The sequence below is a fragment of the Streptomyces sp. NPDC002838 genome (assembly GCF_040295365.1).
Classification (GTDB): domain Bacteria; phylum Actinomycetota; class Actinomycetes; order Streptomycetales; family Streptomycetaceae; genus Streptomyces.
In genome coordinates, this window is the sequence record NZ_JBEOVF010000067.1 from 32,875 (window position 1) to 45,331 (window position 12,457).

Genomic DNA, 12,457 nt, shown 5'->3' on the forward strand with positions numbered 1-12,457 from the left:
CCTCCTGACGACGGAAGAGGTTTTCTGATGCTCCGTCAGATTCTGTCGTTGATACGTCAGCCGCACGCTCCATTGACAGGCCGCACACCCGACACGAAAGTTTCACACCGCAAGGTGATCCCGGAAAGATACTTTCAGGCAGCGGGAGGTTCACCCATGACGGAAGACGCGGCGGGCAGAGAGACGGACAAGCGGCGTGCGCTGACACGCCGCCAACTGGGCCGCAGGACCTTGGCTTTGGGCGGCGCCCTCGCCATCGCCCCCTTCCCGGCGGGGCCGGCGGCCGCCGGCCCGGCGTCCGCGCACCCCACCCTGCGCCCCGGCTCCCCCGAACGCGCCGGACTGCTCCCGGCCCACCTGCGTCAACTCGTCACCGACGCACAGGCTTTCCTCGCCCCCTCCCCCAGGCATCCCTGGTACGCGGGCGCCGTCCTGCTCGCCGGGCGGGGCGGCACCGTGGCCCTGCACCAGCCGATCGGCATGGCCGTGCGCTACCGGGCGTACGACGAGAAGACCGACACCGGTGTCGAGTTCCCCGCCGAGCAGCAGATCCCCATGGCCGAGGACACCGTCTTCGACCTCGCCTCGGTGTCGAAGCTGTTCACGTCGATCCTCGCCGTGCAGCAGATCGAGCGGGGTGCGCTGGAACTGGAGGGAAAGGTCGCCGCGTATCTCCCGGACTTCGGCGGCGCGGGCAAGCAGGACATCACCGTCCGTCAGCTCCTCACCCACACCTCGGGGTTCCGGGCGTGGATCCCGCTGTACGAGGCGCCGACGTACGAGGAGAAGCTGCAGCTCATCTGGGAGGAGGCACCCCTCGACCGGCCGGGTTCCACCTACCTCTACTCGGACCTGAACCTCATCTCGCTCCAGCTGGTGCTGGAGAAGATCACGGGCCGCACCCTGGACACCCTCCTCCACGAGGAGGTCACCGCTCCGCTCGGCCTGCGCCGCACCCGCTACAACCCGCCCGCCTCCTGGAGGCCGAAGATCGCCGCCACCGAGGACGCGCGCAAGCCCTGGTCCGGTCTCGACCGGGGGCTGGTATGGGGCGAGGTGCACGACGAGAACGCCTTCAGTCTCGGCGGGGTCGCGGGTCACGCCGGTGTGTTCTCGAGCGCCTGGGACCTGGCGGTACTCGGCCGGACGCTGCTCAACGGCGGCGTCCACGGCCGGGCCCGCATCCTCCGACCCGAGTCGGTGGAGCTGATGTTCACCGACTTCAACACGGCCCTCCCCGGCGACGAGCACGGTCTCGGCTTCGAGCTCTACCAGCACTGGTACATGGGCGCGATGGCCACACCGCGCACGGCCGGGCACACCGGCTTCACCGGCACCTCGCTGGTACTGGACCCGACGACCGACTCCTTCCTCGTCGTGCTCGGCAACTCGGTCCACCCCGTGCGCAGTTGGCGCTCGGGCTCGGCTCCCCGGGTCGCCGCGGCCGACCACCTGGCGCGCGCCGTACCGGTCCGCCCGGCGCACGGACGTACCGCCTGGTTCTCCGGGATGGCGAGCGCCACGACCGCCACGCTCACGCTGCCCGCGCTGGACACGTCGTCCGGCGACGCGCGGCTGCGCTGCGCGCTGTGGTGGGACACCGAGCCCCGGTCGGACACGCTCGCCCTGGAGGCCTCGGCCGACGCGGGCGCCACTTGGCAGCCCGTCCCGTTCACCACCACGCGCCGGGGCGAGGAGCCGCGCCAGCACCCGGCGGGCTCGGTCACCGGTTTCTCGGGCCGCGTCTGGCACCGGCTGACGGCGGACCTCCCGGCCGCCCGCGGACTCACGCTGCGCTGGCGGTACGCGACCGACCGGGTGTACGTCGGCCGCGGGGCGTACGTCGACAGGTTGCGCGTCGCCACGGCCCACGGCGTCCTGTTCGACGAGTCGCGCCCGGCGGACGCGGTGCGGATCGAGGGGAGGGGGTGGACGCCGTCGGCCGACTAGTTGGGCCCCGCACTGGACGGGCCCGGTCCGCTACTCGTTGAAGACGGCCTTCTGCACCTCGTTCGGGCCGTCGAAGCGGTCCTCCTTCAGGCCGTCGAGGCGGCTGACGATCTTGTCGTCGGCCTTGTTCTTGCGGGCACGTTCCACCAGGTGCTTCTTGTCCGTGGGGTAGTCCATGCCGCTGAGGGCCTTCTGCAGATCGATGGGGCTGAGGTCCGCCATGGCAGCCTCCCTCTGGATGTACGGAATCTCCGTTATGTCGCGGTACCCCTCACGCGCCGACGCATGCAGCCGTTCAGCCGTCGGACGCCTCCAGCACCGCCATGGCCGCGTTGTGCCCCGGCACCCCGCTCACCCCTCCCCCGCGCACCGCGCCCGCCCCGCACAGCAGCACGTTCGGGTGCCGGGTCTCGACGCCCCAGCGGCCCGTGTCCTCCTGGGCGTACGGCCAGGACAGATCCCGGTGGAAGATGTTGCCGCCGGGCAGACGCAGGTCCCGCTCCAGGTCCAGCGGCGTCTTCGCCTCGATGCACGGGCGCCCGTCGGCGTCGGTCGCCAGGCAGTCGGCGAGCGGCTCGGCGAGGTGGGCGTCGAGCTGGGCGAGCGTCGACTTCAGCAGTTCCTCGCGTACGCCGTCGTTGTCCCGTGCGAAGAGCCGGGCGGGCGTGTGCAGGCCGAACAGCGTCAGCGTCTGGTACCCCTGTTCGACGAGGTCCGGGCCGAGGATCGTCGGATCGGTCAGCGAGTGGCAGTAGATCTCGGAGGGCGGGGCGGTGGGCAGCTCACCGGACGTGGCCTGGGCGTGGGCGGTGGCCAGCTGCTCGTAGCCCTCGGCGATGTGGAAGGTGCCGGAGAAGGCCTCACGGGGGTCGACGGAGTCGTCACGCAGCCTCGGCAGGCGCTTGAGCAGCATGTTCACCTTCAGCTGGGCGCCCTCGGCGGGGGCCGGCGGTTCGTCGCCGGTGAGGGCGGCCAGTTCCTGCGGGGAGGCACCCACCAGGACGTGCCGGGCGGCGACGACGCCGTCTCCGTCAGCGGTCCGGTACGTGATCTCGGTGGTACGGCCGTCCGTGTCGATCCGTACGGCCTCGTGCCCCGTGGCGAGGACGGCGCCCGCCGCGCGGGCCGCCGAGGCCAGGGCGTCCGTGAGGGCGCCCATGCCGCCGACGGGCACGTCCCAGGCGCCCGTGCCGCCGCCGATGACGTGGTACAGGAAGCACCGGTTCTGCCGCAGAGCGGGGTCGTGCGCGCCGGCGAACGTCCCGATGAGGGCGTCGGTGAGGACCACGCCCCGTACCAGGTCGTCGGCGAAGCGGTCCTCGATCGCCGCCCCGATCGGTTCCTCGAAGAGGGTCCGCCAGGCCTCCTCGTCGCCGACGCGGCCGCGCAGTTCGTCGCGTGTGGGCAGCGGCTCGGTGAGGGTCGGGAAGACCCGCTGGGCGACGCGGCCGGTCATGCCGTAGAAGCGCTGCCAGGCCTCGTACTCGCGCCCGCCGCCGGTCAGCCGCGCGAAGGCCTCCCGGGTACGCCGCTCGCCGCCGCCGACCAGGAGTCCGGCCGGCCGGCCGTCGCGTACCACGGGGGTGTACGACGAGACGGTGCGGGTGCGGACGCGGAAGTCCAGGCCGAGGTCCCGCACGATCTTCTTCGGCAGCAGGCTGACCAGGTAGGAGTAGCGCGACAGCCGCGCGTCCACGCCGGCGAAGGGCCGGGTGGAGACGGCGGCGCCCCCGGTGCGGTCCAGTCGCTCCAGCACCAGCACGGAGCGTCCGGCCCGGGCCAGGTAGGCGGCGGCGACCAGGCCGTTGTGGCCGCCGCCGATCACGACGGCGTCGTACGTCCGGTGTCCCTCGTGTGCAGGCATGGTTCTTCGTAACACGGGGTGATCCACATCGGCCAGAGATGCGCCGCGTCGAGGTCAGGGGCCGCCCGTCCGCTGCTGCCGCAGCACCGCCACCCTCCGGTACAGCTCCACCGCCTCCGCGCCCCGCCCGAGCTGTTCCAGGCAGTGGGCCTCGTCGTTGCGGCTGGCGAGGGTGTCGGGGTGGGCGGCGCCGAGGACGCGCTCGCGGGCGGCGGCCACCTGGCGGTACTCGGTGAGCGCGTCCGTCCAGCGGCCGAGCCAGCCGAGACCGACGGCGACCTCGCGGCGGCTGACCAGGGTGTCCGGGTGGTCGGGGCCGAGGACGCGCTCGCGGATCGCGCACACGTCGCGGGACTCGGCGAGGGCCTCCTCCCAGCGGCCGAGGCGGCCGAGGTTGACGCCGAGGCCGTGGCGGGCGCGCAGGGTCTCCGGGTGGGTGGGGCCGTGGACGCGGGTGCGGTCGTCGATCAGGTCGCGGTACAGCTGGAGCGCCTCCGTGCTGCGGCCGAGGCGGCCGAGGCTGATGCCGACCTCGTAGCGGGCGGCGAGGGTGTCGGCGTGGTCGGGGCCGAGGGCCTGGGCGCGGGCCTCGGCGACCTCGCGGTAGGTCTGCAATGCCTCCTGCCAGCGGCCCAACTGGCCCAGGGCGTAGGCGACTTCGTAGCGGGTGACCAGGGTGTCGGGGTGGTGCGGGCCGAGTACCCGGGCGCGGGCGGCCGCCACGTCGCAGGCCATGCGGTAGGAGTCCTCCAGGCGGCCGAGTCTGCTGAGGTTGAAGGCGAGGTTGTGGCGGCAGCGCAGGGTGTCGGGATGATCGGCGCCCATGGTGCGCCGGCGGGCCGTGAGCACCGAGTTGTACACCTGGTGCGCGTCGAAATGGCGGCCCAACTGGCCCAGTACGTAGGCCATTTCCTGGCGGGCGGCGAGGGTGTCGGGGTGGTCGGGGCCGAGCGCGAGGCTCCGGGCGCGGGCGACGTGCTTGTACTCGCGCAGGGCGTCTGCGGCGCGGCCCGTGCGGCTGAGGGTGAAGGCGACCTCGTAGCGGCTGGCGAGGGTGTCGGGGTGGTCGGGGCCGAGGAGGTGCTCGCGTTCGGCGGCGACCGCGCGGTGCACCTCGCCGGCTTCCGCCCAGCGGCCCAGCCGCCCAAGGCTGAGGCCGGCGTTGTGCCGTCCGGCGAGTGCGGTGACCGCCTCCGGGGAAGGGGTGGGCGGCGTGTCCGGCACGGGTTCTTCGGGTCGGCCGGTCACCGGCCGCGGGATCCACTCGCCGGTGAGTCCGGCTCCGGCGTCCGGGGCTGTGGTGCCGAGGCCGGCGCCGGTGGCCTTGTGGCCGGTGGTCATGCCGCGGGTCCAGGACGGCAGGCGGGCCTCCCGGGACGGCGCCGACTCGGGCGGGCGGAGTTCCGGCTGCGGGGTCACCACGGTCGGCACGTACGTCGGCGTCACCCGGCCCTCGCCGATCCGGCGGCCCAGCTCGCGGGCGTCGGGCGGGCGTTCCTCGGGACGCTTGGCCAGCAGGTCGAGGATGACCTGCTCCAGGTACTCGGGCAGGTCGGCGCGGTGGCTGCGCGGCGGGCGGGGAGGCGTGTCGCGGTGGCCGATGAGGATGGCCCAGGCGTCGTCGAGGTCGAAGGGCGGTGCCCCGGTGGCGATCTCGTACAGCACGCAGCCCAGCGAGTACAGGTCGCTGCGCTGGTCGACCTCGGTGCCGCTGATCTGCTCCGGCGACATGTAGTGCGGGGTGCCCATGGCGATGCCGGTGCCGGTCAGCCGGGAGGTGAAGCCGATGTCGTGGCCGAGGCGGGCTATGCCGAAGTCGCAGATCTTCACCGTGCCGTCGGTGAGGCGGACGATGTTCGCGGGTTTCAGGTCGCGGTGCACGATGCCCTGGCGGTGCGTGTACGCCAGGGCGGCGGCGACCTGGTCGGCGATGTCGACGACGTCGGGGACGGGCAGCGGGTGCTGCTTGTTGTCCTCCAGGAGCTGGCTGAGGTTACGGCCCTCGAGGAGTTCCATGACGAGGTAGAGGACGCCGTCGGACTCGCCGAAGTCGTGGACGACGGTCACGCCGCGGTGCTGGAGAGCGGCGGCCACGCGGGCCTCGCGCCGGAAGCGTTCCCTCAGGACGCGGGTGAAGGACTGGTCGTGGTGCGTACCGAGCGGCTTGAGGCACTTCACGGCGACCTGCCGGCCCAGCGACTCGTCGCGCGCCCGCCACACCTCGCCCATGCCGCCGCGCCCGATCAGATCGAGCAGCCGGTACCGGCCCTGGATCAGCCTGCTGTCCCCCATCTCCTGCGACCGCCCCCGTCGGTTACCGCCCCGCCCTCCCCTGGCTGGTCCAGTATGGCGAGCTATGGTCCGAGTTTGTACGGTGCCGGGCGGGAGCCCGGGCCGAGGCGGGCCATGGCGCGGAGAATGTGTTTGGGCGGGAGCTGCCAGCGCAGACGTGCGGGAACGCAGCGCAGCAGGGTGCCCGTGGCGCGCAACTGGCGGGTGACGGTGGTGGGTTCGGGGGCCGGTCTGCCGTACAGCTCGTGGGCGTATGGCGGCAGGGCGGCGTACGCCAGGTGTGCCACACGCCGCCACAGCACTTCGCGCGCCGGGATGAGGAGGGGGTGCGTCGGAGGGCGGAGCAGGAAGTCGTCCACCGCGCGTGCCTCTTCTCCGGCGGCGAGTTCCGGCCGCACCTTCTCGAAGTAGGCGTTCATCTCCTCCTGGTTCGCCGGTACGGCGTCAGGGTCGAGGCCCACCAGGCGGGCGCTGACGCGGTGTTCACCTATGTAGCGGTCGGCCTGGGCGTCGGTGAGCGGCAAGCCGGAGCGGCGCGCCACCTGCAGATACGAGTCGATCTCGGCACAGTGCACCCACAGCAGCAGTGCGGGTTCGTCGACGCCGTAGCGCTCGCCGGTGTCGGGGTCGGTCGCCGACAGCATGCTGTGGATCTTGCGGACGCGGGCGCCGGCCTTCTCGGCGGCCTCGGTGGTGCCGTAGGTCGTGGTGCCGACGAAGTTGGCCGTGCGCATCAGCCGGCCCCAGGCGTCGTTGCGGAAGTCGGAGTTCTGCATGACGCCGCGCACCGCGCGCGGGTGCAGTGCCTGGAGATAGAGCGCGCGGACGCCCGCGACCCACATCATCGGGTCACCGTGCATCTGCCAGGTCACCGAGTCCGGTCCGAACAGCCCCGGGTCGGCCTCGCTCATCGCGGTCCACCTCCGCCTGCGTCCGTGCGGACACGATGTCACGACCGCACGGTAGTTCGACACCCCCTGTCCCCGCCCCTCCCACTCTCGCCTCCCCTGTCCAGTGATTGAGATTTCAGCGACCCTGCTGAAATTTTGGTAAGGCTTCCCTTATATGCTGGCGCCGCCCTCTTCCCGCCGTTGGACGGCGGGCCGTTGGTGTACCCGCTCTTCCGTACGACAGGACAGACATGCGCACCACCTCCCGCGGTCTCATAGCGGCGCTCGCCCTCACCCCCTTGCTGGCCGGCTGCTTCGCCCAGAGCGACAGCGGCGGCGGCGCGGGCTCCGACAACGGGACGGGCGGACGGCTGCGGGTCGCGCTGGCCGTGCCGCCGGTGCAGGCCCTGTCCCCGTACAGCAACGACGCCACCGTGCTCAGCAAGCTGTCCGTCGCCGAGGGCCTGACCGGGCTCAGCAAGGACGGCACCGCCGTACCGGCGTTGGCGAAGTCCTGGAAGCAGCAGAACCCCACCACCTGGACCTTCGAGCTGCGCGAGGCGAAGTTCCAGGACGGCACCGAGGTCACCGCCGAATCGGTGGTCAACGCGCTGGACCATGCCAACGCCGCCGAGACCAAGCCGCGTGTCCTCAGCGACGTCACGCTGACCGCGAAGGCCGACGACGCCGACACCGTCACCCTCACCACCAAGACGGCCGACCCCGTGCTGCCGCTGCGCCTGGCCAGCCCCGCCCTCGCCGTCCTCTCCGCGAAGGCCTACGGCAAGGACGGCGCCGTCAGCCCGGTCGGCACCGGCACCGGCGCCTTCCAGATCACCAGGCTGAACGGCAAGACCAAGGCCGCCCTCAGCCGCTACGACGGCTACTGGGGCGGCAAGGCGAAGGCCTCCGGCATCGACGTCACCTGGATCGCGGACGGTACTGCCCGCGCCAACGCCCTGCGCGGCGGCGACGTCGACATCGCCGAGTGGATCCCGACCGCGCAGGCGAAGCTGCTCGAGGCGGACACCCGGCACGAGGTGCCGTCCGTGCGCACCGACAGCCTGGTCCTCAACACCGGCGGCGGCCTCTTCGCCGACGCCGCGCTGCGCGCCGCCGCCCGTGCGGCCGTGGACGGCTCCGCGCTCGTCGACTCCGTCTTCGGCGGGTATGCCGATCCCGCGCAGGGCCTGTTCGGGCCCGCTGTTCCCTGGGCCGCCGAGGACCGCGTCGAGGTGACCGGCCGCGCCGAGGCCGCGACCGCCGCTCAGGTGAAGTCCAAGACGAAGGGCAAGACCCTGCGGCTGGCCACCTACACCAACCGCGCCGAGCTTCCTGAGGCCGCCAGCGTGCTCCAGCAGCAGCTGGAGAAGGCCGGGTTCACGGTGAAGCAGGACGTGCGCGAGTACACGCAGATGGAGTCCGACCTCCTCGCCGGCAAGTACGACGCGCTCGTCTTCTCCCGGGTGACGCTCCTCGACACCGGGGACGCGGTCGCGTACCTGGCCAGCGACTACATGAGCGACGGCGTCTACAACATCGCGGGTCTGAAGGACGCGGCCGTGGACAAGGCCGTCAAGGCGGCGGCCGGGGAGGGCGACACGGAGCAGCGCCGGAAGAAGATCATGGAAGCCGAGGCGGAGATCCTGCGCACCGACGCCGTGGTGCCGCTGGTCCACGAGCAGGTCGTGCAGGGCATCGCCACCGACGTGGAGGGCGTGCTCCTCGACCCGCGCGAGCGCTCCCTCGTCGACATCGACACGCAGCTGAAGTAACCCCGGATGAGCGCCACTTACGGCAGCGCCGCCCGTCCTGTCCTGTGGCGGGCGGCGCTCGGTCGCGTCGCCGCCGGGGCCGGCCTGCTGACCGCGGTGGCCGTGCTGCCCTGGCTGTCCGGGACCGACCCCGCGCTGACGGTGCTGCGGGCCCGTTCCGCCGACCAGGATCCGACTCCGGAGCAACTGGCCGCCGTACGCGAACAGCTGGACCTGGATCAAGGACCCTTCGCCCACCTCCTGCACTGGATCGGCGGTCTGCCGCGTGGCGACGCGGGCGTCTCCTGGGTGTCCGGTGAGCAGGTGCTGCCCCAGATCGCCACCGGGCTCTCCGTCTCGCTCACGCTGATGCTGGGCGCGCTGGTGGTCACGCTCGTGGTGGCCGCGCTGGTCTGCGCCCGTACGATCGTCCTCGGCTCCCGGCGACGCCTGCGCCAGGACCGTACGGGCACGGGGGCCGCTGTCCTGGCCGCGCTGCCGAAGTTCCTGCTGGCCTCGCTGCTGGCGACGGTGTGCGGGGTGTGGTGGGGCTGGTTCCCGTCCAGCGGCTGGGAGGGGCCGCAGTGGATGGTGCTGCCCTCGCTCGCCCTCGGCATCCCGTCCGGGGCGATGATCGGCGGGCTGCTCGACCAGTCGCTGCCGGCCGCCTTCCACGAACCGTGGGCGCGAACGGCGTACGCCTCCGGGCTGCCACCGAGTCACCTCGCCCGGAACGCGTTGCGGCGCACGCTGCCGGGCGTCCTGCCCCAGTTCCTGCCGACCGTCGTGGCGCTCGTCGGCGGCGCGGTCGCGGTGGAGAAGATCTTCAACATTCCGGGGCTCGGCCGGCTCGCCCTGGAGGCCGCGATCGCCCAGGACCTGCCGGTACTGCAGACCGCGACGCTGGCCCTGGTGCTGCTCGGTGTGGCCGCCGGTGTCGCCGTACGGGCGCTGCGCCACACCCTCATCGGCAAGCCGCTGCGCGACGGTGCCCTGCCCACCCTGCACCGGCCCCGCCTCACCCCACCGCGCTCGCTGCGGTGGGTCGCCGGAGGCTGTGCGCTCGCCCTGCTCGCCCTCGTCGTGGCCGGACTGCTGCGCGACCCCTTGGAGGTGGACACGGCGGCACGACTGCTGCCACCCTCCGCCGCGCACCCCCTGGGCACGGACTCACTGGGCCGCGATCTGCTGGCCCGGCTGGGGCACGGGGCGCTCCGCACGGCGGGCGTGGCCCTCGCGGTGACGGCGGTCAGCGCCGTGACCGGGCTGCTGCTCGGCATGGTGCCCCGGGCGAGCGCCGGTCTCACAGAGGTGGTGACGACCCTGCCGGCCGTGCTCGCGGGACTGCTCATCGCGGGCGTGACCGGTCCGTCGGTGTGGGGGGCGGCGTGCGCGGTGTGCGTGGTCGGTTGGACGCCGTACGCCGCCCAGACCGGCGCGCTGGTCGAACAGGAACGCGCGAGCGGTCACATCGCCGCGGCGGTCACGATGGGCGCCGGACGCCTGCACCTGCTGCGCCGCCATCTGCTGCCCGCGGTCGGACCGGCCCTCCTGCGCAACGCCCTGCTGCGGCTGCCCACCACCGTCCTGGTGCTGGCCTCGCTGGGCTTCCTGGGACTGGGCGAGCAGCCGCCCACGCCGGAGTGGGGGCGGCTGCTGTCGGAGAACCAGCCGTACGTCGAGCTGGCGCCGTGGACCGTGCTGGGGCCGGCCGGTGCGCTGGTTCTGCTGTCCGTGCTGGCCGTCTCGGGCAGCGTGCTGGGACAGCGGCGCTAAGGGCGAGAGCCTGGTGGTCCTGAGTCGGTCACCCGGTGCACGGCGGCCTCGAAGGCGGCCGTGCCCTTGCCGCCCACTCCAGCATCGCGTCCGGCCGGGCGCTCACCGCGTCTCCCGGCGGCAGGTGTGCGGCACTCGGCGATCCCCTCGATCCGGGTGACGAGGACCGAACCGTCCCGCAGATAGCGGGCGGGCTTGCGGGCATGGCCCGACCCCGCCCGGAGTACCGGTGGCGATCACGTCGCCGGGCACCAGCGTGACGATCTCGGACAGGTACGCGACCAGCGTGGCCGGATCGAAGACGAGGTCACCGGTGTCGGCCAGAAGGCCGTTGACCAGGCGCGGGATGCGGGCCTGACGGTCGAGCCCGGAAGTCCGTCGCCTCGCCGCTCGTGCATGAGGGCGGCGAAGTCGCGGACGTGCCGGACAGTGAGCTCACCGAGAATTACCCGCGTCCGCGGACCGCGATGACGGCCCTCACGTACATCACGGGCGGAGTCGGATCCGCTCTGCTCGGACAGGACACGCCGCTCACGATCGCCGTGAAGGCGGTGATCCCGCTCCTCGGGTAGCGCCCGTCCGCATGCGCAGCCGGTGTCATCGATGATCAGCAAACCGTCTGGACCGAGGCGTACGGCGACGTAGTCGCGCAGGTCGTCCCGGACCGCGTCCGCTTCCCGGGCCCCGTTCTGCCGGTCTACAGCCCCGCGGGATCACGGTGTCCCGCATACCCGGCCAGCCGTTCCTCCGACCCAGCGTCGCCAGCGCTCCCGCACATGGTCTCGCGTCCGCCATCGCGGATCCGCCCGCCCGAACCCGGCCCGCCACCCGAGCCCGCGTGGCCGACTTCTGTCAAGACACACCCTTGACCGGACCCACTCCCCCTTGGACCATGTTGCGTATCGCTCGCCTTGTTGCTCATTGCGCACCGCTGGAGGATGCCATGCCCCCTCGCCCCCACCCCGGCCGCGAGTTCGTCCTCACCCTCTCCTGTCCCGACCAGGCCGGACTGGTCCACGCCGTCAGCGGCTTCCTGGTCGAGCACTCCGGGAACATCCTGGAGAGCCAGCAGTTCGACGACCGCTTGCAGGGCCGCTTCTTCATGCGTGTGCACTTCGACGTCTCCGACCCGGAGACGTCACTCGAGCGCCTGCGCGCCGGTTTCGCCCCGCTGGCCGAGGCCTACCGGATCGACTGGCGGCTGCACGACGCGGCCGCCCCCACCCGCGCCCTGATCATGGTCTCCAAGTACGGCCACTGCCTCAACGACCTGCTGTTCCGCAAGAGCACCGGCGCCCTCAACATCGAGGTCCCGGCGATCGTCTCCAACCACCGGGACTTCGAGCCGCTCGCGCAGAGCCACGGCATCCCCTTCCACCACATCCCCGTCACACCGCAGACCAAGGCGGAGGCGGAAGCGCAACTGCTGGAGTTGATGGAGCGGTTCGAGATCGACCTCGTGGTCCTCGCCCGCTATATGCAGATCCTCTCGGACGACCTGTGCAAGCGACTCGAGGGCCGGGCCATCAACATCCACCACTCCTTCCTCCCCAGCTTCAAGGGGGCCCGCCCCTACCTCCAGGCCCACCAGCGGGGAGTCAAGCTGGTCGGGGCCACCGCCCACTACGTCACCCCCGACCTGGACGAGGGGCCCATCATCGAGCAGGACGTCCTCCGCGTGACCCACTCCCACGACCCCGACGAGCTGGTCACCATGGGCCGGGACGTCGAGGCCCGGGTCCTCGCGCGCGCCGTGCAGTGGCACACCGAGAGCCGCATCCTGCTCAACGGCCACCACACCGTGGTCTTCCGCTGACGCACCCGTTCCGCGTCCCTGTACACCGCCTTTTCGGCCGGCTGAGGAGTCGTACCTGATGTCCGTTCTGAACACGTCCCTGCACGAGCTCGACCCGGAGGTCGCCGCCGCGGTC

The 12,457-nt window shown here is 72.2% G+C and carries 10 protein-coding genes; 5 read left to right on the forward strand and 5 right to left on the reverse strand.

All coding sequences use genetic code 11. From position 1 onward, the window contains the following. The first annotated feature begins 156 nt into the window (after nucleotides 1-156). Entirely contained in the window at nucleotides 157-1,950 is a 1,794-nt protein-coding gene (locus ABT063_RS45290) for a serine hydrolase domain-containing protein (RefSeq protein ID WP_351066944.1), read from the forward strand. A gap of 30 nt (nucleotides 1,951-1,980) precedes the next feature. Here the strand turns inward: ABT063_RS45290 and ABT063_RS45295 are convergent, their stop codons facing one another. The 4 genes from ABT063_RS45295 to ABT063_RS45310 form a co-directional block, all read right to left on the reverse strand. Beyond that, on the reverse strand, nucleotides 1,981-2,172 hold the full coding sequence (locus ABT063_RS45295) for a DUF2795 domain-containing protein (RefSeq protein ID WP_351066946.1): 192 nt from the start codon (nucleotides 2,170-2,172) through the stop codon (nucleotides 1,981-1,983). 73 nt (nucleotides 2,173-2,245) lie between these two features. Next, nucleotides 2,246-3,814: a phytoene desaturase family protein gene (locus ABT063_RS45300; RefSeq protein ID WP_351066947.1), complete on the reverse strand. Its 1,569-nt coding sequence runs from the start codon at nucleotides 3,812-3,814 to the stop codon at nucleotides 2,246-2,248. Nucleotides 3,815-3,868: 54 nt separating this feature from the next. Continuing rightward, nucleotides 3,869-6,106, reverse strand: coding sequence for a serine/threonine-protein kinase (locus ABT063_RS45305; protein ID WP_351066949.1), 2,238 nt, complete (start codon nucleotides 6,104-6,106; stop codon nucleotides 3,869-3,871). 62 nt (nucleotides 6,107-6,168) lie between these two features. Further along, entirely contained in the window at nucleotides 6,169-7,017 is an 849-nt protein-coding gene (locus ABT063_RS45310; RefSeq protein WP_351066950.1) for an oxygenase MpaB family protein, read from the reverse strand. Nucleotides 7,018-7,247: 230 nt separating this feature from the next. Here ABT063_RS45310 and ABT063_RS45315 point away from each other — a divergent pair, with 230 nt between their 5' ends. Further along, entirely contained in the window at nucleotides 7,248-8,771 is a 1,524-nt protein-coding gene (locus tag ABT063_RS45315) for an ABC transporter substrate-binding protein (protein ID WP_351066952.1), read from the forward strand. A gap of 6 nt (nucleotides 8,772-8,777) precedes the next feature. Continuing rightward, nucleotides 8,778-10,526, forward strand: coding sequence for an ABC transporter permease subunit (locus ABT063_RS45320; protein ID WP_351066953.1), 1,749 nt, complete (start codon nucleotides 8,778-8,780; stop codon nucleotides 10,524-10,526). Nucleotides 10,527-10,628: 102 nt separating this feature from the next. On the opposite strand, the gene ABT063_RS45325 is transcribed toward ABT063_RS45320, so the two are convergent. Beyond that, a complete protein-coding gene (locus ABT063_RS45325) occupies nucleotides 10,629-10,874 on the reverse strand; it encodes a fumarylacetoacetate hydrolase family protein (RefSeq protein ID WP_502991015.1) in 246 nt (81 codons plus the stop codon). A 71-nt stretch (nucleotides 10,875-10,945) separates the two neighbouring features. On the opposite strand from ABT063_RS45325, the gene ABT063_RS45330 reads away from it, so the two are divergent. Next, on the forward strand, nucleotides 10,946-11,098 hold the full coding sequence (locus ABT063_RS45330; RefSeq protein ID WP_351066954.1) for a hypothetical protein: 153 nt from the start codon (nucleotides 10,946-10,948) through the stop codon (nucleotides 11,096-11,098). 371 nt (nucleotides 11,099-11,469) lie between these two features. Then, nucleotides 11,470-12,342 (forward strand): formyltetrahydrofolate deformylase, encoded by an 873-nt coding sequence (gene purU, locus ABT063_RS45335; RefSeq protein ID WP_351066956.1) that lies wholly within the window; start codon nucleotides 11,470-11,472, stop codon nucleotides 12,340-12,342. Nucleotides 12,343-12,457 lie beyond the last annotated feature (115 nt).